Consider the following 22,901-nt stretch of genomic DNA (forward strand, 5'->3'; position numbering starts at 1 on the left):
GTGACTCGCGGAATTCCGACCGATACGCATCGGAACAGTTAGCATCGTACGTGGAGTGGCTCCAGCCATGAGCCTTCGTGCTCGTGACATCATGACGACCGACGTGAAGACAGTGCGGCCGGACGAGGACGTGAGTGACGTCCTCACCCGGCTGGCTCGTGCGTCGTTCAACGGGTTCCCGGTCGTCGACGACGAGAACCACGTCGTCGGGATCGTCACGCAGGGCGATCTCGTCGATCTCTTCCAGCCGAGCGACCGCACGCTCTGGATCCCGATCGGGTTTCCGCCGTTCATCAGCTCGATCGACTACGCGGTCGATATCTCGTGGAACGATCTCGACGTCGGGATCGATCTCGCCAAACACGCCGGCAAACCCATCCGCAGCGTGATGACCGCAGACGTCGTGACCGTCATCCCCGACGACGATCTCGACCGAGTGCTCGAACTCCTCGCCGACGAGAACCGCGACATCAATCGTCTCCCCGTGATCGAGGGCGAGCGACTCGTCGGGATCATCGCTCGCGAGGACCTCCTGCGGACGCTTCGAGACGAGCGCGAACTCGCGTCCTGATCCGCCGATTCGGGCGCTCGGTCACCTTCTCGTAACCCGTCCTTTCGGCCCACAGTATATTCCCGTGGAAGTCGAAGCCGGGGCAGTATGGTACACTCGACGTGGGGCGACTGGTTCGTGCGTGACGAGATCGAGGCCACGGAGCCGAACGGGCTCTCGGTGTGGTATCTCGGGTGTAATGGCTACGTTCTCCGGACCGCCGAAACCACCGTCTACCTCGACCCGTACTTCGGCGACGGGTCGCCACCCCGGACGATCCGGATGATCCCGATCCCGATCGATCCCACGGACGCGACGCTGTGCGACGCCATCTTGGTCACCCACGAGCATATCGATCACATCCACCCACCCTCGTACGGCCCGCTCGTCGAGGACGGGGCCGAGATCCACGCTCCGAGCGCCTCCTACGAGAGTCCCGACTACGACGGTGATCTGCGCGCGCCCGACGACAAGCGTTACACCGTCGAACCGGGCGACGAGTTCGCGGTCGGCGATCTCACGATCCACGTCCGGGGTGCGAACGATCCGGATGCCATCGAACCCGTGAGCTACGTCGTCGAACACGACTCTGGTACCTTTTTCGCTGCGGGCGACTCCCGGCCAGCCGATGCTTTCACCGATATCGCCGACGAGTTCGATCTCGATCTCGGCGTGCTCGCCTTTGGCTCCGTCGGCAACATCGTCCACACCGAGGACGATCCCACCGAAGCCCGTCCAACCGAGTGGTACAACGACGGCGACCAGGTCGCGACCGCCGCGAACCAGCTCGAACTCGACAGGCTCGCACCCGTCCACTGGGACATGTGGCGCGGCGTCGGTGCCGATCCGGACGCCATCGCCGACCACGTCGCCTCCTCTCGGTATCCGAACGTCGTCGAGACCGTCCAGATAGGCGACCGACTCGATGTCAGTGAGCCGGGTGTCGTCCAGCTTCGGGATGTCCGGAACCACTGAGCGTCGCGCCGGCCTGGCCCCACCGTGAGGATCCGCTTCCTCCGTGACGACGTGGCTTTCCATCGACGGCGGGTGTATTAAGCCAGTGGCGACCGAGGCCACCGAGCATGGGCACTGCGAGCTTCGATTTCAGCGACGAGACCGTGATCGTCACCGGGGGCAGCGCCGGGATCGGCCGTGCGATCGCGCTCGGCTTCGGCGAGGCGGGCGCGACGGTCGTCAATGCCGACGTACGCGAAGACCCCAAGATGGAGGGCGAAGACACCCCGACTCACGAGAAGATCGAGGAGATGGGCAGCACCGGCGAGTACGTCGAGACCGACGTGTCCCAACCCGACGAGATCGAATCCGTGGTCGAAGCGGCCCGCGAGTTCGGCGGCGTCGACGTGATGATGAACAACGCCGCCGCCCAGCGATCGGGCGCGTTCCTCGATGTCGATCAGGACACCTTCGATCTGCTCCACGACACCAACGTCCGGGGGTACTTCTTCGGCACACAGGCCGCCGCACAGGACATGATCGACCGCGGCGAGCCGGGCTGTATCGTCAACACCGCCTCGATCTCCTCGGAGGTCGCCCAGCACGACCAGGTCCAGTACGACTCCACGAAGGGCGCGATCAAGATGATCACCAAAGGGACGGCGCTCGAACTCGCCGAGCACGACATCCGGGTGAACGCGGTCGCGCCGGGTCAGATCGCCACCGAGTTCACCGAGGGCTGGTCGGAGGAAGCCCAGCAGGCCGCTGGCGAGGGTGGTGAGGGATTCATCAAGCCCGTCCCGCTGGGCCGGGTCGGCCATCCCGACGACATCGCGGGCGCGGCGCAGTTCCTCGCGAGCGACGACGCGTCGTACATCACCGGCGACATGGTGTTCGTCGACGGCGGCTGGACGGCGATCTGACTTCAGCCGGCCCGTCAAAGCGCGATCGATCCGACCGACCACGGAGATTTTGTCAGCGCCGCGCGACGCCCCGATATGGACGATCGAATCCACGAGCACGCCGACGTGCTGGTCGATTGGAGCGCGCGGATCGAGTCCGGCGACGATGTCGTCGTGAGCGTCTCGGAGGGGGCCCACGATCTCGCGGTCGCGGTCGCCGAGAAGATCGGTGATAGAGGCGCGAATCTCGTGACGACCTACGGCTCCAGCGAGATGAATCGCGCGTACCTCAACGCGCACGACGGCGAGTTCGACGACGACCCCGGCCACGAGCTCGCGCTGTTCGAGAACGCGGATGTGGTGCTCTCCCTCGGCGGCGGTCGGAACACGGCGGCCCAAACCGACGTGTCGGGCGAGGTGCGCGGCGCGTACTCGAAGGCCCACGAACAGACACGTGAGGCGTACATGGACACCGACTGGGTTTCTACTGTGCATCCGACTCGATCGCTCGCCCAGCAGGCCGGGATGAGCTACGAGGCGTATCAGGAGTTCGTCTACGACGCCGTGCTCCGTGACTGGGAGTCACTCGCTACGGAGATGAGCGAGATGAAGGACATCCTCGACGCGGGCAGCGAGGTCCGCATTCGGAGCGAGGACACCGATCTCACGATGTCGATCGAGGGCCGAACCGCCGTGAACTCCACCGCATCGGTCGCCGACGACAGCCACAACCTTCCGAGCGGCGAGGTGTTCACCGCGCCGCACGCTACCGCGGGCGAGGTCCGGTTCGACGTGCCGATGACGATTCGTGGGACACGCGTCGAGGACGTGTGGCTCGAATTCGACGACGGCGCGGTGATCGACTACGACGCAGCACGCAACCCCGAAGTGATCGGAGAACTCCTCGATACCGACGAGGGCGCGCGCCGACTCGGCGAGCTCGGAATCGGGATGAACCGCGGCATCGACCGCCCTACCGACAACATCCTGTTCGACGAGAAGATGGCCGAAACCGTCCATCTCGCGCTCGGCCGCGCCTACGACGCCTGTCTGCCCGACGACGAGACTGGCAACGACAGCGCGATCCACACCGACCTGATCACCGACGTGAGTGACGACTCGTCACTCGCCATCGACGGCGAAATCGTCCAGCGCGACGGCCATTTCCGGTGGGAAGACGGGTTCGAGAGATAGCCGATATCGGGTCCGGCGATCGGTGCGAACGCCTGGTAGACCGTCGTTGAAGGCGGCGAGCGATCGAGAGGGTGTCGGCTGAGACTGCTCTGCGAGCACTCTTGGAGAAAGTATTTAACCGTTGTGGCCGATTCGACGAGGAGGAGCAGCCGTCGGATGAGCTATCTCGATCGACTCAGGCGACGCGTGGGTGAGCCCGACCGCGACGACGCGGAGTACGAGTGCACCGGCTGTGGAGCGGGATTCGACAGACGCCGGCAGGTGTGTCCGGAGTGTGGGGGCTACTCGATCAGGCGACGCGAGTGGCGCTCGGCAGTGATTCGGTGAGTTTGGCTCCGAGAGCGTTCGGTCACTCCCACCAGTCGCTTCTGCGTTCTTCGTCGCTCGTCGACTTCCGGAGCGCTGGCGGGTATGCCGCCCCGTCGCCGGGTTCGAAGCCGAATCCGAGCGCGAGGTGGCGCGCGACGTGCCACCCGGTTGCGTCGGTGTCGACATCGGAGAGAGCGACGTCGACGCGGGTGTAGCGTTCGATCGCACCGTCGCCGTCGGGATCGGTGCCGTAGACCGAGCCACACGATCCTGAGCCGTCCCCGCAGGGCGGACCGTCCTGGAAGTAGACCACGATGTCGGCGTTTTCGAACGACGAGACACGCTCGAAGGAGACGTTGTCGGGAACGCGACCCGCCGCGCCGTGGTCGTAGTAGTCGAGTGCGTGGTCGATCTGCTCGCGGACCGCAGCGCGCTCGTCGGCCGGGATGGCGTCGAGATCGGCGAACACCGCGAGGGTCGGGTCGGCCCACGGGAGCACGCGCTCGCTCGCGTTGGGCTCGGGTAGCATCGTGAGCGATGCCCGCGATCGCATCAGCTGTGTCGGTTCGTCGCTGTGATCCAGTCCAAGGGTATGGCCGAGTTCGTGTTTGAGCACCTGGGTGGTCGATTCGTTCGAGAGATCGTCGAGGATGCGAACGTCGACCGTGTCGGCGGCCTGGGGCGGACTGGTGATCCGTGGTGCACAGCCCGCGGCCGTTTCGACCTCACCACAGCGGTCGAGCGATCGCTGGAACGTCACCCGGAGGTCGGGATCGGTCGCGTTCGGCGCGAGCGTGAAGTTCACGCCGAAGTCGAGGTAGCGGTCGTCGTTGCGTTCCCAGTACGAAAGCGCCTCGTGCACCAGCGGGTCGAACGGCCGATCGGTCTCGCCCGGATCGACCGCGACGGTCAGCTCGTCGTCGGGGTAGGGGTTGTCGGGATCACCCGCGTAGCCGGCGAGTTCGTCGGGGAGCGCGCCGCCCGCACAGCCCGCGAGAACGACGAGACACACCACCGCGAGCGCGCGAGCGATCCCGGCCATCATCGAGACGTGGCGCGACGCGGGTATCATGTTTGCGGCGTGGTCGCGGCTGTGGCAGCGGTGCGGTGGCGGTGCGGCGCGGTCGCGGTGCTGTCCTGGCGGATGAAGGGCGAGGCCCGCAGAACGGGCCGAGGGCTTCGGCGGTGCTGTGCGGGGCGGATGTGGGGTCTGTCCGTGCGAGCGAAGCGAGCGCGGCTCACCGCGAGTGAGCGCGAAGTCGTCCGAAACGGCGATAGCGAGGCGCTACGTGCCTCGAACCGTTGGCGCGGCTTCGCCGCGCCAAGAAGCCGTTTCGTGATGCCGAAAATCGCGGAGCGATTTTCGGGCCACGCGAACGAGCGGGTGTTTTTCATGTCCTCGTGAGCAGCGTGGGATCGAAGGTCCCACGGGCCGTTCGCGCGGCTTCGCCGCGCGAAGACGAAGCGAACGAGGACTCGGAGCGGCTACGCCGCTCCGGTGAACGTTTTTGCAAGCGGGGGTCGCCGCAGGCGACCCTCCGCAGTAAAAAGGTTCGGCTGGGGAGGAGTAAGCCCCCTTCTGTTCGTCCCGGCATTCGGCTGAGCGTCCGCACCCCTGCCGGGCTACCGTGCGGCTCGCGCCGCGTGGTGCGGACTTGCACCGGTGAGGATTCGCCGTTCCATCGATCCTCGCCCGTCGACGCTCGGTGGGTCGACTCCCCGTCGCTTCGTCGGCCGAGTGGCCGTTTCGCTCAGGGTTCGCACGCTCGCAGGCCGGCTCGCGGGCGGTGCCCGCTCGCTCGTTCCGGGGCGCGATGCGCCCCGTGCCGCGAACGCCGAGGAGGCGGCGAAACCGCCTCCCGCACCTCATCGCTCGGGGCGAGACGTGTCGTTGCTGTTCCAGTGCCGACGGTCTCCCGTCCCGGGGTTTCCCCGGTCACCTGCCCGGCGGTGGGGGGACTTTCCTCGCTTCGCGTGGCGGACCACGCGCGCGGTGGCCAGGCTCTCCCTGCCGATCGACGCTACGTCGTCGATCGATAAAGATGGTTCGAAAATCAGGGCGTCGCGTCGAAGTCGACTCGATCCGCGTCCTCGCGGGCACGGTCGGTCGCTACGTCGAGATCGAACTCTCGCACTCCCTCTCCGTCGCGAATCAGCGGTTTCAACAGTGCATCGCCCTCAGCCGGGCCCTCACGATCGGCGAGTGCGACTTCGTGGCCGCCCTCTGCTGTGCGATAGACCTGTTTCTTCCCCGAGAGCTTGCCTCGTTTTGCGGCGGGTTCGCCGTCGACTGCGACGATGTCGAGCGCGAAATCGACTGGATCGGCGTTCGAAACGTAGCCACCGACGCCGAAGCCGGTGGCGACGTCGCGGAGTTCCCGGAGATCGGCGGGACCGAGGCCGCCGCTCACGAACAGGTCGACGTCCTCGCGGCCGCGGGCGTCGAGCTCCCAGCGCACCTCGCGCAGGATGTGGCGGATGTCGCCCCGGCGCGAACTCGTGGTGTCGATCCGGACGCTGTCGAGGCGGTCGTTGAGCGCGTCGGCCGCCCGGAGCACCTCGTCGACCTCGTCGGAGTACGTGTCACACAGCGCGATCCGGGGGACGGACTCGGCGACGGCGTCGTCGAACGCCTGCCACGCCACCTCCTGGTTGCCCTCACCGAAGCAGATCACGAGCGCGTGAGGCATCGTGCCGCTGGCATCCCGACCGAGCAGCTCACCGGCGGCCACGTGAGAGAACCCGTCGAACCCGCCGAGCAGCGCGCTGCGTTCGACTACTGCCGCGATCGACGGATGGACGTGGCGAGCTCCGAAACTCACGATCATCGACTCCGGGGCCGCCCGGCGCGCGCGGAGCGCGTTGGTCGCCATCCCCGACGCCTGAGAGAGAAACCCCAAAAGAGCGGTTTCGAGCCGTGCGAAGTCGAGATACGGACCCTCGATCCGCATGACGGGGCCGCCGTCGAACAGTTGGCCTTCGGCAAGCGCGTCGACGTCGATGTTCCGGCCGTCGAACAGCTGTGCGGCGTCCTCGATCCCGGCGAAGGCCTCGAACGCGCCCGTGGGGAACTGATCGGCCGTCACCTCGGCCGTGACGTGCGGGTTCCGGTCGGCGTGTTCGAGGGTCTCGACCGTGCGCTCGAAGTAGGCGTCGGTCGCCCCACCCTCGCGGATGGTCTCGGGCGGAACGATGTCGAAGGCGGCCATGAACGACCAATCCGGCGGCCGGGCAAAAGCGTAGTGTTGCGGAGGGAGGGGAGACTCCATGTCGAGATCCGTAGGGCTAAGTGTGGATGGTGGATGCAACGGGTAGGAGGTGTCTGCCATCCTCACGATCGAGTTCGAGACCGAACCCACCGGGACGCTCGCGAAGCTCGCCCCCGCGATCGGTACCGACGGGAGCATCGAACTCGACAACGCGTTCTACGTCGAGGACGGAACGTGGCTCGAATCGCTGACGCTGGCCGCGACATCGACGATCGATCTCGATGCCGAGATCGACGCGGTCCCCGGCGTGTCGCTGTTTCACAGCGAGTCGATGCCGACCGGACCGACCGGCATCGACCACCGCCGCGCCATCGTGTTCGCGAACGAACCGTACCCGTTCCTCCTCGAACTCGTGTTGCGCCACCGGGCGATCCCCAACCGTGTCGTGCTCCAGAACAGCACGGCGACGGTGATCGCCACGGTCGGCGAGTGGGACGACTTCCGCGCGATCGCCGACGACGTCGAGGCAAAGCTCGGCCGATTTGACGTGATCCGGGTCAACGAAACCGACCGTCCGGGCGAACCCCTCGACAGCGGACGGCTGTCGGATGTCCTACTCTCGAAGCTCACCGACGACCAGCTCAACGTCCTCGAAACCGCCTACTCGATGGGCTATTTCGCCGTTCCCCGCGACGCCTCGGCCCAAGCGGTCGCCGACGAGCTCGGGATCCAGCAGTCGACGTTCAGCGAGCGCATCCGCACCGCCGAGCGGGCGTTTCTCGAACTGGTGTTCTCCCCTCGATGAGCGGTGCTGGGTGGTCGGTGTGGATCGGACAGCCCGATCCTCTCGATCGACGGTCATACTTAAAGAACGATGATGTTCACCGCCGTTCGTGAACATCGACTTGGAGATACCCCCGCTACGAGTGGCCATGGCAGATGATGGCAGACGAACCGATTCGCCGACCACGACCCGCCGCGGGTGGCTCGCAATCGCCGCGGGAGCCACACTCGGGACGGCCGGATGTCTCGGCGGCGGCTCCGGCAGATCGGACCGCGAGACGCGCGTCCCATCGGGTGTTTCGGCGACGGTCGAGACCAAGTACTGGCACGACTGGCCGACAATCGAGGCCGACGCGCCGCCGATGGAGTACACCGCGCATGCGGGGGCGGCGCTCGATCCCGTCACCCTCGAGTTCTCGACGGAGGACGACCCGTGGATGCGCGAGCACGCGTTCACGGTCCAGCGTGCGTTCACCGAGCTCGGCGTGCCCACGACGCTCAACAACCGCCCGCTGAACCAGCTCTACGCACAGAGCTGGACCACGGCCGGGCTCGAAAACATGGTCTCGATGAGCACCCACGGGCCGGACCCCCAGCGCGGGCTCGATCCCAACCCGCTGATGATGCGCCGGTACAAGTCGAGCGCGTCGAACTACGACAACTACTGGCACCCGAAACTCAACGAGATTCTCGACGAACAACGCCGTCAGACGGGCGACCGTGAGGCACGAAAGCGACTCGTCGACCGGGCACAGAAGATCTTCGCCCAGGACGTCGGCGCGCTCATCACGCTGATCCCGGACGTCATCACGGCCGCCAACGAGCGGAAGTGGGACGGGTACGTGTCGACGCCGGGCAACGGACCCACCGGCGACGCCTTTCAGTGGACCGAGGTCAACCTCCAGCCCACGGCCGGCGATCGGTCGTTCGTGAAGGGAACGACCATCTCGATGAACTCGCTGAACCTGCCGTGGGCGGCCGGCGGTGCGGAGTCGAAGCGACTCACCTACATCTACGACGGGCTGTTCGACGCGTCGCCACAGCTCGACGTGATCCCCGCGCTCGCGACGAGCGCGGAGTTCGTCGACGACACCACCGTCGAGATGTCGCTCCGAGAGGGCGTTACGTGGCACGACGGGGAACCGTTCACCGCCGAGGACGTGAAGTTCACCGTCGATTTCTATACCCAGAACTCCTCGACGAGCCAGGCACCCTTTTACGAACCCATCGACTCCGTCGAAGTTCTCGACGACCACGCGGTGCGGTTCACCCTCAAGCGGCCGGACGCGGCGTTTCTGACCCAGCGGGTGGTCCGGAGCGCGATCATCCCGAAACACCACTGGCAGGACGTCGACAGCCCGACCCAGTACAGCCCCGCGAACCCGATCGGCACCGGCCCCTTCGAGTTCGAAAGCTGGTCTCAGAGCAGCAAGTTCGTGGTGAGTCGCAGCGACGGCCACTGGATGTGGGACGACGAGTGGCGCGCCGAGCATCTCGGCGACGCCGCGGCCGCCGGTCCGGGGATCGACCGCGTGATCTGGGTCAACGTCGGGAACATCAACGCGCTGATCGGCGGGATCCAGAGCGGCGACATCGACGCGATCGCCGGCCGGCTGTCGAGCCAGCAGGCCGAACGTGCCGCGGGGTCCACCAGCGTCGAGAAGAAAGTCGCCGACAACTTCGCGCCGCTGGATACGAAGCTCATGTTCTCCGCACCGCTGATCCGCGACAAGGAGTTCCGGATCGCGCTCGCGAAGGCCGTCGACAAAAAGGGGTTCGTGAAGCAGGTCCTCCAGGGCCGCGCGACCGTTCCGCCCGGCGAGAACTTCATTTCGGACATCATGCAGTGGCACAACCCCGACACTCACGACTACGGGTACGACACTGAGGCGGCACGATCGATCCTCGAACGCGCCGGCTACACGTGGGACGACAACGGCAACCTCCAGTTCCCGAACGGGCCCGCGTGGGGCGCGTTCGTCGAACGGGTACAGAACGGCAACTGCCACCGGCGGCGGGACGCCCTCGGACAACGGAACTTCGCCACCGATGACTGAGAACGCATTCGCTGGAGGCGTCACCGCCGACGGCTCCGCACACGACGCGATCACCACCGAGCAGTACCAACTCGTCGAACAGCATTGGACGATCGTCACCCGGGAGGTGGGAACGTGAGCCAGTTCCAGCGGTTCCTCGCGAAGCGGATCGGGATCTCGGTGGTGCTCACGCTGGTCGCCGTCTCGGTGATCTTCTTCACGCTCCGGCTGCTGCCGGGCAGTCCGTTCACGCAGCTGGTGGCATCGGGCAACCTCACCGAACAGCAGATCCAGGAGATCATGCGGCTCTACGGACTGAACAGGCCGCTCGGCGAGCAGTATCTCGCCTACCTCCGGAACCTGCTCACGTTCCAGTTCGGCTTCTCGATCCGCCAGAGCCGGCCGGTCTGGGCCATCCTCGGGCCGAAGCTGCTCAACACGCTGGTGTTGCTCGTCCCGGCGCTGGTCTGTACCGCCGTCTTGAGCACGGTGCTCGGGATGGTCGCGGGCTGGAATCGTGGCTCGTGGCTCGAAACCAGCAGCATCGTCGCGACCACGTTCTTCCGGTCGACGCCGGTGTTCATCACCGCGCTCGGGTTCATCATCGTGTTCGCGTACACCCTCGATCTCGTGCCGGCGTTCGGGATGCGTGACATCACCGTCACCCCGAGCGGGGTCGGAGCGTACTTCTCGCTCGATTTCCTCCATCACTACCTCCTGCCGTTCACGGTGGCGGTGCTCTACTACAGCGGCGACTTCCTGCTGCTCGCCCGCAACGGCATCGTCGAGCGGAAAGGATCGGCGTTCCTCAAACTCCACCGCGCGAAGGGCCTCTCCGAGACCGAACAGCTCTGGCGCGCCGGCCGGAACTCGCTGCTGCCCGTACTGACGTACTTCGCGCTCCGGCTCGGGATGGTGTTTCAGGGTCTCATCCTGCTCGAAGTGGTGTTCGGCTGGCCCGGCATCGGCCGCCAGCTCGTCACCTCGATCGCCCAGCAGGACTACCCCGTGGTGCAGGCCGCGGTGTTCCTGATGGCGCTCGCGGTCATCATCATGAACCTCGTGGCCGACGTGCTCTCGGCGTACTTCGATCCCACCGTTTCGATGGGAGGTGGGAGCTGATGTCCGTCGAGTTCTCGCGGCCGACCGGCGACTGGCTGCGGACGAAGGTCGGTCAGGCCCGCGATCAGCTCCGATTCATCGCCGATGACCGTCCGGCGCTCGTGAGCATGGTGATCCTCGCGGGCTTCCTGTTCCTCGGCGTGTTCGGCCCACTGATCGCCCCGCACGACCCGATCCGCTACAGCGTGCTCTCGGCGGAGGGGGTCATCATGCGGTTGCATCCGCCGACGCTCGCGGCCCCGTTCGGTACGACCGCCTACGGCAAGGGCGTGCTGAGCCAGTTCCTCGCTGGGGCCCAGCCGACCCTGATCGTGGGGCTGTTCGGTGGGGTGGCGACCGGTGGGATCGGCTTCCTCGTCGGGCTGGTCAGCGGCTACTACGGCGGCTGGGTCGACGAGATCCTGATGCGGCTCACCGACCTCACGTTCTCGCTGCCGTTCATGCCGATGGCGCTGCTGTTGCTCACTTTCATCCAGCCCAACATCTGGATCATCACGCTGATCGTCGCGGCGTTCCTCTGGAAGATGCCCGCCCGGGTCGTGCGCTCGGAGGTGCTCTCGGTCCGCGAGCGGACGTTCGTGAAGTCCGCGCGTGCGAGCGGTGCGAGCGACCTCCGGACGATGTTCGTCCACGTCGCGCCGAACGTCCTGCCGATCGGCTTCCTCTACACGGCGTACGGCGTCGCGTGGTCGATCGCAGCACAAGCCAGCCTCGCGTTCCTCGGCTTCGGCGATCCCACCACGACGAGCTGGGGCCGGATGCTCAGGCAGCTGTTCGCCTCCGGGAGCATCCGGGTCGCGTGGTGGTGGGTGCTCCCACCAGCGCTCGGCATCGCCGCAGTCACGACGTCGGTGTTCCTCGTGGGACGTGCCTACGAGGAAGTCATTAACCCCGAAATCAACGGATAATCAATGAGTTTGCTCGAAGTCGAAGACCTGACGGTCACGTACGGTACCGACGACGGCCGCGTTCACGCCGTCAACGGCGTCTCCTTCGCGATCGAGGAGGGGATCAACTACGGCCTCGCCGGCGAGAGCGGCTCCGGCAAGTCCACCGCCGCCGAAGCCGTTCTTGGATTGCTGCCCGGCAACGGCCGGATCGACGCTGGGTCGGTGCGGTTCAAAGGTGAGGACCTCCTGGAGATGTCCGCCGACGAGCGCCAGGACGTCCTCTGGGAGGAGATCGCGTACATCCCTCAGAGCGCGATGGACGCGCTCGATCCGTCGATGAGCTGCGGCGCGCAGATCCGCCAGGCGATCAGCAAACACCGGAACGTCTCGACCGCGAACGCGCGCGATCGGGTGCGCGAGCTGTTCGAGATGGTCGGCCTCGATCCCGATCGGGCCGACGACTACCCCCACGAGTTCTCGGGCGGGATGCGCCAGCGCGTCACCATCGCGATGGCACTCGCGCTCGAACCCGACCTGATCGTGGCCGACGAGCCCACCACGGGCCTCGACGTCATCGTTCAGGACAAGATCGTCGACACCATCCTCGACATCCAGGAACGCATCGACAGCTCGCTCCTGCTCATCACCCACGAGATCGGCGTCATCGCCGAGACCTGCGAGGAGCTCTCGTTGCTCTACGGCGGGAAGGTGATGGAACAGGGCAGCGTCGACAACGTCCTCCTGAACCCCACCAACCCGTACACGATGGGGCTGAAGAACTCCTTCCCCGAGGTCGACGACCTCGGCGACGATCCGGTGGCGATCCCGGGATCACCGCCCGACCTCGGCCAGCCCCCCGAGGGCTGTGCGTTCGTCGACCGGTGTCCGTTCGCCACCGAGGAGTGCGAGCGCACGCACCCGCCGTTGGTCGATCTCCCGAACCGCAACCACCGCTCGGCGTGCCACCACGTCGACGAAGCTGCACAGATGCGCAACGCGGCGGGCGATCCCGAAACGTGGGGTATCGAGCTGGCTGACGACGAACACGAGGACGAAGAGAGCGAGGAGATCCTGCGTGTCGATGGGCTGGAGAAGTGGTACGGCACGTCCCAGCCGCTGCTCGACCAGATCCGCGGCGAGGAGCCGCCACAGGTGAAAGCCGTCGACGGGGTCTCCTTTTCGGTGCAGCGCTCGGAGATCCTCGGCGTCGCTGGCGAGAGCGGCTGCGGGAAGTCGACCCTCGGCGAGACGATCTCGCTGCTCGAAGACCCGACCGGTGGCCAGATCGTCTTCGACGGCAAAACCGCCGCAGAGTACAAAAGCGGCGGGATGAAGGAGTTCCGCCGGAAGCTCCAGGTCGTCTTCCAGGACCCCTTCGACTCGCTCAACCCGCGTCAGACCGTCGGCCAGCTCGTGACCGAGCCGCTGACGATCCACGGCCTCGCCGAGGGGCGGCGCGAGGAAGCCGCGAGCGAGACGCTCGAACGGGTCGGGCTGACCCCGGCCGACGCCTTCCTCGATCAGTACCCACACGAGCTGTCGGGCGGTCAGCGCCAGCGGGTCGCCATCGCGCGGGCGCTGGTGGTCGATCCTGACTTCCTCGTCTGTGACGAGCCCGCATCGATGCTCGACGTCTCGCTCAAGGTCAACCTCCTCACCCTGCTGCGCGATCTCGCCGACGAGGACGACATCGGGATCATCTACATCTCCCACGACCTTGCGAGCCTCGCGCAGGTCACCGACCGGCTCGCGATCATGTATCTCGGCCGGCTGGTCGAACTCGGGGCGACCGACGAGATCATCTCGAACCCGAAACATCCCTACAGCGCGGCGTTGCTCGCGGCCTCGCCCGAGAAGGACCCCTCGGCCGACCGGGATCGCGTGCTGCTCGACGGCGAGCCGCCGGACCCGGTCGATCTCCCCTCTGGTTGTGTGTTCGCCCCGCGCTGCCCGAAAGCGAGCGAGGAGTGCTGGGAGGCTGAGCCGGCGCTCGATGAAGCTGGTAGCGACGATCACACGGCGGCGTGTTACTTCCCGGTCGAGGGTGCGCTCGACACCGATTTCGACGCGTCCGACGCGCCCTCGGAGGAGTCGTACTCGGACTGACAGAGAGCCGATGGTTCCGGGCTGTTCTAGCTGGCGTCCCCGTCGTGGACCGCGTCGAGGTCCTCGACCGTCGGGGCGTTGACGATCGTCACGGTGTTGCCTTCTTGGCGGATCGAGAACGCGTCGGCGAACGGTGATTCTTCGTCAACTCGCCAGACGTTACCGGTGTCGCTGGTGGGTTGGCCGCCCCAGTGAGCGAGGAGTTGCTCGTAGCCCGCCACGAACTCGCGGGCTTCGACCGGCGAGTCCCACGCCAGTTTCCAGACGTAGCCCGTCCGGTTTTGCTGCTGGTAGACGACCATCTTGTCGCCGTCCCAGCCGTCGGTGTAGTTGAGCCCGTAGTTGAACGGGTCGGTTTGGTTGACGCCGCCGATCCCGCCGTTGAGGAACTCGCGGGGCGAGACGGTCGAAGAGCGGTTGTAGTCGTCGTACAGGGTGTACGCGAACATCGCCGTGAGTCCCGATTGGCCGAGCACGGCGTAGTCGGGCTGCCCCGGACGGTCGAGCGCGACGCGCGACCACTCATCGGCACTCGTCTCGCTGATCGAGACGTTCGTGGGGGCGTCCTCGCCGTATTTTTCGGGATGGATCACCTGCTCGGTGCTCGCGGGCAGGTCGTCGTAGAGCGCGTTCACGCCCTCCCAGCCGTCTTGCTGGTAGATTGCGTCGACGAAGCCCGGGCCGTCGGCGTACGGGAAGAAGCTGAGGATGTACACTCCGAGATGGAGGTTCCCACCGGCTGCACTGCCGTTGCTGGCGCTCTCCGAGTCGATATCGGGACATTCCCATTCGTCACCGCAGCGGTCGTCGTACTGGCGCTGGACGTAGTTGGCATCGCCCTCGATGAGGCCGTTCCGGGCGTTGTACGCCTCCCGAGTCCCCGGATTACTCGACGTGAGATCGAACTGCTGGTCCTGAAGCGCGTGCACCAGCTCGTGGGCGAGCGTCGAGCGGTTGAGTCGCGGCGTCTCGGACGACGAGACCACCACGATGGAGTCCTGGGTCGGGCTGTAGTACCCGAGGACGTTCTGGCCGCGGTTCGACTGCTGGACCGCGAGCGAGTTCTCGTCCTCGCCGATCAGGAACAGTCCCTCGAACTTCGTGTTGTCGAACGTCCGAAACGCCGGTGCGGCGTCGCCGCCTCCGCTGCTCGGTCGCTGCTGGAACTCCTCGCGCGAGATCACCTCGACCGGCACCGTTCGGTTGAACTCGAGCTGTCGGATCCGCTCTAACCGCGCCATCGTGCGGTTGACGACCGCTCGACGTTCGGTCGCGTTGAGTCCGTCCTCGCCCACGACCGGCACCGACTCGTTGTACCAGACGCCGTTCTCCCAGCCGAGTACGTCCTCGGCGGGATCGTCGATGCTCTGCACCGCCTGTTGGCTGCTCTCGGTGGCTGAGTCGTTACCGGTCGTCCCGTCGGATTCACCGACCGTTCCGGTCGCGGCGTCGGTCGCCGGCGCGGTGGTCGCGTCGCCGGACGTGGGTGACGCCTCCGGCGAGGTGTCGTTGCCGGCCGATCCGTTGCCGGCGGTGAAGGGCACGCTACAGCCGGCGAGAACCACGAGAACGGCGAACAACAGGGCGGCGAGCTGTCGCATATTCGGGTGACGGAGGCGACGGACAAAAAGGACCCGCCCGGAGAAACTGACTTCCGGAAACCGGTCTTGTACTACGCATGAAGTTCGATCCCGACCGAACCGCCGTCGTGGTGGTCGACATGCAAAACGGGTTCTGTCATCCCGAGGGCAGCCTCTACGCACCGGGGAGCGAGGGGGTCGTCGATCCGATCGCGGACCTGCTCGACGATGCGCGCGACGCCGGCGCGAGTGTCGTCTTCACGCGCGATGTCCACCCTCCTGAGCAGTTCGACGACACCCACTACTACGACGAGTTCGATCGCTGGGGTGAGCACGTCGTCGAGGGGTCGTGGGAGACCGAAATCGTCGATGGGCTCGACGTCAGGGACGAGGATCACGTGGTCGCAAAACACACCTACGACGCTTTCTACGAGACCGAGCTGGAGGGGTGGCTCGATGCCCACGGGATCGACGACCTCGTGCTCTGTGGCACGCTCGCCAACGTCTGCGTGCTTCACACCGCCGGCAGCGCTGGCCTGCGCGACTTCCGGCCCGTCCTCCTCGATGAGGCGATCGGCTACATCGAGGAAGACCACCACGAGTACGCGCTCGATCACGCCGACTGGCTGTTTGGCGAAGTCACGAAGCGCGCGGATGTCACGTTCGAATAGCAGTGGTTTCGATCGAACACCACGCACTCCCCGAGTCAGCGCCGAAACAGCCGATAGGCACCCTGCCCCGTGGCGACCGCTTTCGTCTCGCCGTCGGGAGCCTCGCTCTCGACCGTCACGGTGGAAACACCGACGCTCGACCCCGCACGGATCACGTCGGCGGTCGCGGTGAGGTCGCCGGCAGCGGGTCGGAGATAGTTGACGTTGAGGTTGATCGTCGCCACGCCGTCTTCCATCGGGTCGTCGAGGGCGGGCCGGAGCGCGATCCCGCCGGCGGTGTCGATCAGCGTCGCGGCGATCCCGCCGTGGATGTTCGCGGTCGCGTCGCCGTCGCCGTTCGGTCGCGTGTTCGTGAGCTTCTCGTCGAACGGGATCGTCATCACGAGCCGATCGTGTTCCATCGACTCGACCTGCGTTCCGAGCCACGACAGATAGCCGTGGTCGTCGATGTATGCTTGGAGAAAAGCGGCCGCGTCGTCCGTCTCGTCGATCATGGAGCCACCGCGAGCGCCAGCGGTTAGTAGCCACCGGTGCGTGAGACGTTACGGCAGGCAACAGCGTGAGGGTGGGGCGGCCACAACGAACGTCGTGAGCGACGACCCCGAGTACGACCTCGACTTCCGCGCCCATCCAGAAAGGTACGAGATCGGTCGCGGCGAGAAAGGGGTGTTCAAGATCGAACCCTACAAGAGCGAACTCCTCGGGCTGTGGGGGTACACGGACCGCGAGGCCGCACTCGTCTACGAGGTCTGGTGGAACCGAGTCGAGAACGACGACGAGTACCAACGGCTGAAAGCACAGCATCGAGAACACGACTGACTCGGTATTGTCGAGAGTGACGTGAAGTTGGCTAGAATCTGCCTCTTGATGCGACAAACCGATGGAAAAATGGTGTGTGCTCCGAAACGCCTCACAGTTACCCGAGACAACTGAGAACCGCAGGCCACTTCCTCCCCAGCCGACTCCCTCGTTCGCATCACTCGGTCATCCCTCGCGCGGTGTTGCGCGCCAACAAGCGGCGCGCAGCACGCGCCAACCGCAACCACTCAGCACCGCCAACCCCACTCGAATCGCGTGAGATCAGAACAGCGCTTCGGACTCGTCGAGCACGCGCGCGGGACCGCCGACCTCCCAGACGCGGGTGTCGACACCGCAGTCGGCGATGCGCTCCTCGACGCGCTCGACGTGCTCGGCCGTAGTGTTGACGTAGACGCTCGCGCCCGTGTCTGTCGAGAAGTAGACCGGAACGCCCGATTCCCGCAGCTCGCGGACCGTGGCGAAGATTTCGAGGGTTTCGGGCTGCCAGTAGACCCAGCCGGCGGGGCCGGTCATCGTGGTCGCGGCGAGCGAGAGCGAGTCGTGTTCGGCGAGTTCGAAGGTGCGGTCGAAATCGCCTGCCCGGAGCGCGTCGCGCATCTCGGCGAGCTGACCGTGGATGTGGGCGAGTCGCGCCTCGAACATGTGGCTATCGGCGGCTTCACGGTGGGCTTCCTCGGTTTCCTTGTACGCGGGCACGAGCGCCGCCACGATCCGGAGATCGTCTTCGAGGTCGCTCTCGATCCGCTCCGAACGACAGTCGATGTCGTTGCGCCCCGTGTGGAGGTCCGAGAACCCGCCCGTGACCGCCCGCGCCGACGACGCCGAGCCACGCCGTGCGACCGTCGAGACTTCGGGCAGCGTGAGATCGAGCCCTGCCGCGGTTGTCAGGGCCATCGCCGCTGCCGCGAAGCCCGACGACGACGAGCCGAAGCCCACGTTCGTCGGGAAATTGCTCTCGCTCTCGAAGCGCACGGGAGCCTCGACGTCCGCGAGTTCACGCACGCGCGAGACGACGCTCTCGATGCGTTCGCGCCCCCGCCCCTCCACGGTCTCGTCGTCGACGACGTACCGATCCTCTTCGAGCGAGTCGTCGAACGCCACCGTGGTGGTGGTGTTGCTCGGTGCGGTGCAGACGCTGATCGAGTCGTGGTACGGCAGCCGGAGCTCGTCATCGACCATGCCGTGGTACTTGACGAGTCCCTGGATCGGATGCGCGCGCGCGGTGGCTTTCATACCGTGCGAAGCGGCCGACACGCGAATAAACGTCCCGGAACCGCGCTCTCCACTGAAGGGTGCTGTCGGTGGAAACTGCCTGTTTTGACTGCGGTGGCGCGCGGGAGTACGCCGAAGGCGCACGACTCGTGCGAGGGATGACTGAGCGAGCGTAGCGAGCGAGGGAGTCGGTTGGGGAGGTGTGTGGCCGTTGCGGTACGGTAGCGGAGCGGTGGGCGGTTTCTCATATGCACCGGCACTCGCGGTTCGTTTCTCGTTTTGGCCTCTCTTTCCGACGTGAGCGATCAACGGAATACCGGGTGGCTCAATGCTTTTGTCTCAAGCTACCGAATCAACGGCATGGCTCCGAGGAGTCCGATCGAATCAATCGCAATCGTGCTCTACGAGGGGTTCGATGAACTCGACGCGATCGGCCCGTACGAGGTGTTCGAAAACGCCGCCGAAGCGGGGGCCGATCTCGATGTCGGACTCTGCACCCTCGAACCCACGAATCGAGTGACCGCGAGTCACGGTCTCGTCGTCGAACCCGCCGGCGCGCTCGACGATCTCGCTGACGACCCCGACCTCGTCGTGGTTCCCGGCGGCGGGTGGACGGATGGGGCGAAGCATGGCGCGCGAGCCGAGGTCGAACGGGGCGCGCTTCCGGACGCGATCGCGGAACGACACCGCAACGGCGCGAGCGTCGCGTCGGTCTGCACCGGCGGGATGATCCTCGCCGCGGCCGGCGTCCTCGATGGCCGACCGGCGACCACCCACCATGGGGCGATCGACGATCTCCGCGAAACGGCAGCGAACGTGGTCGACGCGAGAGTGGTTGACGACGGCGATGTCCTCACTGCCGGCGGCGTCACCTCGGGACTCGATCTCGCGCTGTGGCTCGTCGAACGGGATTTCGGGGCCGATACTGCTGAGACGGTCGCCCGCGAGATGGAGTACGAGCGACGCGACGAGGTGTATCGAGCCAACTGAGTATTCAGTACGCGGTGTCGACGGAACCGAACGCCTCAAACCACGCTCGGTCGGATGCGTCCGCATGGGAACGCCGCTCGATTCGCGCGAGGCACAGGCCACGGAAGTCATCGATCGCCTCGCGACCGAGTACCCCGACACGACGATCTCGCTCGATTTCTCGACCCGGTTCGAACTCCTCGTCGCGGTGATCCTCTCGGCGCAGTGTACCGACGAGCGGGTAAACAAGACGACTGCCGACCTGTTCGAAACCTACCCGTCGCCGGAAGCGTTCGCGAACGCGCCCCAAGAAGAACTCGCCGAAGCCCTGAACTCGATCACCTACTACAACAACAAGGCGAGCTACATCCGCGAGTCGGCCCAACTCGTCGTCGAGGAGCACGATGGCGAGGTTCCGGACACGATGGCCGCGCTCACCGACCTCCCTGGTGTGGGGCGCAAGACCGCGAACGTCGTGCTCCAGCACGCACACGATGTCGTCGAGGGGATCGTCGTCGACACCCACGTCCAGCGGATCACCCGGCGGCTCGGGCTCACCGACGAGGAACGACCCGAGAAAATCGAGAGCGATCTGATGGGGTTCGTGCCCGAGGACCGCTGGCAGGCGTTCACTCATCTGTTCATCAGCCACGGTCGGGCGACCTGCACCGCACGAAACCCCGACTGTGCCGACTGCACGCTCGAAGACGTCTGTCCCTCGTCGAAGCGCGACTCTGCCGTCGATCTCGCTAGCGACGAGGCGTGGTGACCGACGGCCGCCGGACGATCGTTTGTTTCGAACGATTCCGTGCCGTTTCGACCGAAAACGGATGAACGGCCGGCGGGGGGTTTTGTGGAGTATCCCGAAGCGATGGCTGCAGCCAGCCCCGGGCTGCACTGCTGCGCGTGGCATCACCGATCGGTCCCGAACTGATCCTGGCTCGGGACCGATCGGTTTTCGTTCGACGAGACCCGATTCAGGCCAGATAGCGGAGCGCGTACCGGGCGATCCCCACGACGTACGCCAGCAGCCAGAAGATCACGTAGCCGAACACGCCGATCCGGAGTCGGCTCCGCCAGTGATCCATCCGATCGGAGCCGATCTCGTCGAGGAGCACGTCCTCGTCGTAGTCGTGATACAGGTTGTGCCGACGTTTCGCGCGAAAGATCCTGACGATCCCCGTGAAACCGAAGGCGAGCATGGCGTACGCCTGGAGCCCAAGAAAGGCGTGGAGCGCCGACGCACCGCCCAACTGCTGGAACAGCCGGGGGAGCATCCATACCAGCAGAGGGATCGTGGTGAGCGCGAGCCCGGTGACGATGAACTTGAGGTGGTAGGTCAGCACGCTCCACGTCACGTTCTCGGTGTCGATCATGATCCACGCCCCGTAGAGAAAGCAGGGAAAGCTCGCTGTGACCAGCGCCGCGACGATCGTCGCCACCGCCGCGTCGGCCAGTCCGAACATGGCCGAACTCGCTGTCCTGGGCGCTAAAGACTGCCGAAACCCGCTCGCGGGCGGTCGGAAAGCCTAACCCGGCCCGTGGCGTAGATAGAGCAATGGCCGATCCTCGATCCTCGTCGTCGAACGACGACGGGACCGCGGATGCGAGCGACCGCCCAGCGGACCGAGCGGACGCTACGGACGACGAGACGGACGAACTCCGTCGACAGGTCGAGGAAACCTACGATTTCGAGGAGTTCGGGCCGCGGGACATGGCCGAAATGAGCCCTGAGGAGTGGGACGCCGCCTTCGACGAGGAGGCGTGGATCACGGGCACGGAGCTCCTCGACCGTGTCGAGGCCGATCTGCTGAGTCGGATCGCCGGCCGTGAGGTGTTCGCCCGGATCGAGCGCGTCGACGACGGACTGCTCGCGTACTCCGACGAGGGGTACGTCCACGTCGCTCCCGACGGCAGCGTCGAGGGTCGAGGAACCGTACTGCGCGACGTCAAACCGACGGTCGCGCTCTGTTCGATGGACGACTACGACGTGCCGGAGCCCCCCGACGGCGACCCGCTACCCGACCCCGCGACGGTGCCGGAAGGGGGCGGCGAACTCGGTAACTGGATGCTGCAAGCCGTCGCCGCCGCCCAGCTTCTCGTCGGTCTGGGACTGATCGGCGCGTATCTCGTTCTCTCGGGTCTCAGTACGATCGCCGCGCCCGTGATCGGCCTGCTGTTCGTGCTGTTCTCGTTGGTGCTCTTCCTTCAGGTGGCGAACGCACGGCTCTCCGATAAGTTCCGGGCGGAGGAGTACCGCGACCGGTTGCGGGCGGTCGGCGTCGGCTCGGGCGAGCGTCCCGACGTCCTGCCGGAGAAATATCGTGACGTCGATCGGGAACAGCCGGCCGGCGAGATCGCGAACGCCGACACCGAGGGTCGGGGCTCCGGAACGTCCGAACAGGGGAGCGACGCGCGCGATGCCGAGGACTCTCGCCCGTCGGCATAGTGGCCACGGGCCCCGCATTCGGTGGACTTATGCGAAGCCAGACCCGAGTGCGGACACACATGAACAGGCGGGATTTTCTGCTGGCGACAAGTGTCGCGGCCGGCGGCACAGCCGCCAGCGGGGCGGCCGCCGCACAGCAGGGCAACGCCTCCGGTGGCGGCAACGAAACCGGGGGCGGCAACGCCACTGGCGGCAATCAAAGCGCCGGTGGAAACCAGAGTGGCGGTAACGCGACCGGTGGCAACGCAACCGGTGGGAACGCGACCGGTGGAAACCAGAGCGCAGGTGGCGGTGGTGGTGGCAGCACGACAACAGTCGAGGTCGGGACAGGTTCGGGAACCTCCTTCGGTCCCGAGGAAGCCACCATCGCACCCGGCAGCACCATCGTCTGGGAGTGGACCGGCGAGGGTGGCGCACACAACGTCGTCGCCGACGACGGCGCGTTCAACAGCGGGAGCCCGGAGGAAGGCAGCGGAATCACCTTCCAGCACACCTTCCAGGAGGCCGGTGAGTTCACCTATCACTGTGCTCCCCACGAGGCCGTCGGGATGGTCGGGACGATCGTCGTTCAGGAGGGCGGCGCGAGCAGTGGTGGCGGTGGCGGCGAGGAGGAAGTCGACCCCGAGGAGATGGGCGTGGCGTTCCAGGCGCATTTCGTCGGGATCGCCACCCTGCTGATGATGGTCCTTTCGTTGATCTATAGCTTCTTCGCGCTGAAGTACGGTGAATCGCCGAACGCGAAGGGAGGGAACAACTGATGAGCTCCTCCGGTAGCACGTACGGCGACATCCACCGGTACGAGCCGGCCCGCGAGAGTACCGCGGCCGCGATCGCGATCGTCCTTCTGACGGTGGTCGAAGTGGTGTTCGTCGGGCTGTTCGCCTACGGCCTCGTCAGTGGCTGGGGGACGGACGAGCTCGGCAACATGTATCTCGGCGCGGCGCTCGCGATCGTGTTCGTGGATCTCGCCTTCATTCTCATGCTCTACCGCAAGGAGTTCCTGCCGGACGTGATGATCGTCAAAAAGCGCCGCCGGAAGTGGGAGGATCTCTATATCCGCGAGGAACAGCAGACGGGGACGAGCGCCACCGACGGCGCGTGGGACTCCGTGAAACGTGCAGTCTACCCCTACTACAAGCGATAAAC

Annotated in this window: 24 protein-coding genes and 1 other RNA gene; 18 read left to right on the plus strand and 7 right to left on the minus strand. The window is 66.0% G+C overall.

From position 1 onward, the window contains the following. Positions 1-67: 67 nt before the first annotated feature. From C450_RS13410 to C450_RS22445, 5 genes are all read left to right on the plus strand, one after another. On the plus strand, positions 68-571 hold the full coding sequence (locus C450_RS13410) for a CBS domain-containing protein (RefSeq protein WP_005044321.1): 504 nt from the start codon (positions 68-70) through the stop codon (positions 569-571). Between the two features lie 87 nt (positions 572-658). After that, positions 659-1,525, plus strand: coding sequence for an MBL fold metallo-hydrolase (locus C450_RS13415; protein WP_005044323.1), 867 nt, complete (start codon positions 659-661; stop codon positions 1,523-1,525). A 107-nt stretch (positions 1,526-1,632) separates the two neighbouring features. Next, the gene (locus C450_RS13420) at positions 1,633-2,427 is read left to right on the plus strand and encodes an SDR family NAD(P)-dependent oxidoreductase (protein ID WP_005044325.1); all 795 of its coding nucleotides are present in this window, start codon (positions 1,633-1,635) and stop codon (positions 2,425-2,427) included. Between the two features lie 75 nt (positions 2,428-2,502). After that, positions 2,503-3,600, plus strand: coding sequence for an aminopeptidase (locus tag C450_RS13425; protein WP_005044327.1), 1,098 nt, complete (start codon positions 2,503-2,505; stop codon positions 3,598-3,600). Positions 3,601-3,756: 156 nt separating this feature from the next. Beyond that, a complete protein-coding gene (locus tag C450_RS22445; protein ID WP_005044328.1) occupies positions 3,757-3,927 on the plus strand; it encodes a hypothetical protein in 171 nt (56 codons plus the stop codon). A gap of 22 nt (positions 3,928-3,949) precedes the next feature. On the opposite strand, the gene C450_RS13430 is transcribed toward C450_RS22445, so the two are convergent. The 3 genes from C450_RS13430 to C450_RS13440 all read right to left on the minus strand — a co-directional run bounded on the left by C450_RS13430 (position 3,950) and on the right by C450_RS13440 (position 7,118). Continuing rightward, positions 3,950-4,981, minus strand: a complete 1,032-nt coding sequence (locus tag C450_RS13430; RefSeq protein ID WP_241430405.1) for a matrixin family metalloprotease — start codon at positions 4,979-4,981, stop codon at positions 3,950-3,952. Positions 4,982-5,464: 483 nt separating this feature from the next. After that, positions 5,465-5,922, minus strand: an RNA gene (gene rnpB / locus C450_RS14380) — RNase P RNA component. A 41-nt stretch (positions 5,923-5,963) separates the two neighbouring features. Continuing rightward, complete coding sequence (locus tag C450_RS13440; RefSeq protein WP_005044335.1) at positions 5,964-7,118, minus strand: nicotinate phosphoribosyltransferase; 1,155 nt, start codon at positions 7,116-7,118, stop codon at positions 5,964-5,966. A gap of 109 nt (positions 7,119-7,227) precedes the next feature. Between C450_RS13440 and C450_RS13445 the strand changes: the two genes are divergently transcribed. From C450_RS13445 to C450_RS13465, 6 genes are all read left to right on the plus strand, one after another. Further along, positions 7,228-7,923: a helix-turn-helix domain-containing protein gene (locus tag C450_RS13445; RefSeq protein WP_005044337.1), complete on the plus strand. Its 696-nt coding sequence runs from the start codon at positions 7,228-7,230 to the stop codon at positions 7,921-7,923. Between the two features lie 127 nt (positions 7,924-8,050). Continuing rightward, positions 8,051-9,958, plus strand: coding sequence for an ABC transporter substrate-binding protein (locus C450_RS13450; RefSeq protein ID WP_005044338.1), 1,908 nt, complete (start codon positions 8,051-8,053; stop codon positions 9,956-9,958). Next, the gene (locus C450_RS23245) at positions 9,951-10,076 is read left to right on the plus strand and encodes a hypothetical protein (RefSeq protein WP_275039282.1); all 126 of its coding nucleotides are present in this window, start codon (positions 9,951-9,953) and stop codon (positions 10,074-10,076) included. Before C450_RS13450 ends, C450_RS23245 begins: the two co-directional genes overlap by 8 nt. Next, positions 10,073-11,059 carry an ABC transporter permease gene (locus C450_RS13455; protein WP_005044340.1) on the plus strand — a complete coding sequence of 329 codons (987 nt, stop codon included), beginning with the start codon at positions 10,073-10,075 and terminating at the stop codon, positions 11,057-11,059. Before C450_RS23245 ends, C450_RS13455 begins: the two co-directional genes overlap by 4 nt. Then, positions 11,059-11,967: an ABC transporter permease gene (locus C450_RS13460; RefSeq protein ID WP_005044343.1), complete on the plus strand. Its 909-nt coding sequence runs from the start codon at positions 11,059-11,061 to the stop codon at positions 11,965-11,967. The genes C450_RS13455 and C450_RS13460 overlap by 1 nt, the downstream gene beginning before the upstream one ends. Before the next feature lie 3 nt (positions 11,968-11,970). Continuing rightward, positions 11,971-14,055, plus strand: coding sequence for a dipeptide ABC transporter ATP-binding protein (locus C450_RS13465; RefSeq protein WP_005044345.1), 2,085 nt, complete (start codon positions 11,971-11,973; stop codon positions 14,053-14,055). 26 nt (positions 14,056-14,081) lie between these two features. Here the strand turns inward: C450_RS13465 and C450_RS13470 are convergent, their stop codons facing one another. Continuing rightward, positions 14,082-15,656: an Hvo_1808 family surface protein gene (locus C450_RS13470; RefSeq protein ID WP_005044348.1), complete on the minus strand. Its 1,575-nt coding sequence runs from the start codon at positions 15,654-15,656 to the stop codon at positions 14,082-14,084. 77 nt (positions 15,657-15,733) lie between these two features. On the opposite strand from C450_RS13470, the gene C450_RS13475 reads away from it, so the two are divergent. Continuing rightward, a complete protein-coding gene (locus tag C450_RS13475; protein WP_005044350.1) occupies positions 15,734-16,306 on the plus strand; it encodes a cysteine hydrolase family protein in 573 nt (190 codons plus the stop codon). Between the two features lie 35 nt (positions 16,307-16,341). On the opposite strand, the gene C450_RS13480 is transcribed toward C450_RS13475, so the two are convergent. Then, positions 16,342-16,800, minus strand: a complete 459-nt coding sequence (locus tag C450_RS13480; RefSeq protein ID WP_005044351.1) for a PaaI family thioesterase — start codon at positions 16,798-16,800, stop codon at positions 16,342-16,344. Positions 16,801-16,894: 94 nt separating this feature from the next. Here C450_RS13480 and C450_RS13485 point away from each other — a divergent pair, with 94 nt between their 5' ends. Then, positions 16,895-17,125, plus strand: a complete 231-nt coding sequence (locus C450_RS13485) for a DUF4385 family protein (protein ID WP_005044354.1) — start codon at positions 16,895-16,897, stop codon at positions 17,123-17,125. 261 nt (positions 17,126-17,386) lie between these two features. Here C450_RS13485 and mvaD read toward each other — a convergent pair whose 3' ends face one another. Continuing rightward, on the minus strand, positions 17,387-18,358 hold the full coding sequence (gene mvaD, locus C450_RS13490; RefSeq protein WP_005044356.1) for a phosphomevalonate decarboxylase MvaD: 972 nt from the start codon (positions 18,356-18,358) through the stop codon (positions 17,387-17,389). A gap of 339 nt (positions 18,359-18,697) precedes the next feature. On the opposite strand from mvaD, the gene C450_RS13495 reads away from it, so the two are divergent. After that, positions 18,698-19,327, plus strand: coding sequence for a DJ-1/PfpI family protein (locus tag C450_RS13495; RefSeq protein ID WP_005044358.1), 630 nt, complete (start codon positions 18,698-18,700; stop codon positions 19,325-19,327). A gap of 64 nt (positions 19,328-19,391) precedes the next feature. Next, positions 19,392-20,075, plus strand: coding sequence for an endonuclease III (nth, locus tag C450_RS13500; RefSeq protein ID WP_005044360.1), 684 nt, complete (start codon positions 19,392-19,394; stop codon positions 20,073-20,075). 208 nt (positions 20,076-20,283) lie between these two features. Here the strand turns inward: nth and C450_RS13505 are convergent, their stop codons facing one another. Next, positions 20,284-20,772, minus strand: a complete 489-nt coding sequence (locus tag C450_RS13505; protein ID WP_005044362.1) for a DUF7321 family protein — start codon at positions 20,770-20,772, stop codon at positions 20,284-20,286. Positions 20,773-20,864: 92 nt separating this feature from the next. Between C450_RS13505 and C450_RS13510 the strand changes: the two genes are divergently transcribed. Genes C450_RS13510 through C450_RS13520 form a run of 3 tightly spaced genes read left to right on the plus strand, consistent with a single transcriptional unit; the run spans position 20,865 to position 22,899 of the window. Then, positions 20,865-21,755 (plus strand): DUF7319 domain-containing protein, encoded by an 891-nt coding sequence (locus C450_RS13510; RefSeq protein ID WP_005044365.1) that lies wholly within the window; start codon positions 20,865-20,867, stop codon positions 21,753-21,755. 59 nt (positions 21,756-21,814) lie between these two features. Beyond that, entirely contained in the window at positions 21,815-22,513 is a 699-nt protein-coding gene (locus C450_RS13515) for a plastocyanin/azurin family copper-binding protein (protein WP_049910244.1), read from the plus strand. Continuing rightward, positions 22,513-22,899 carry a DUF7318 family protein gene (locus C450_RS13520; RefSeq protein WP_005044369.1) on the plus strand — a complete coding sequence of 129 codons (387 nt, stop codon included), beginning with the start codon at positions 22,513-22,515 and terminating at the stop codon, positions 22,897-22,899. Before C450_RS13515 ends, C450_RS13520 begins: the two co-directional genes overlap by 1 nt. Positions 22,900-22,901 lie beyond the last annotated feature (2 nt).

It is taken from the genome of Halococcus salifodinae DSM 8989, assembly GCF_000336935.1.
GTDB lineage: Archaea > Halobacteriota > Halobacteria > Halobacteriales > Halococcaceae > Halococcus > Halococcus salifodinae.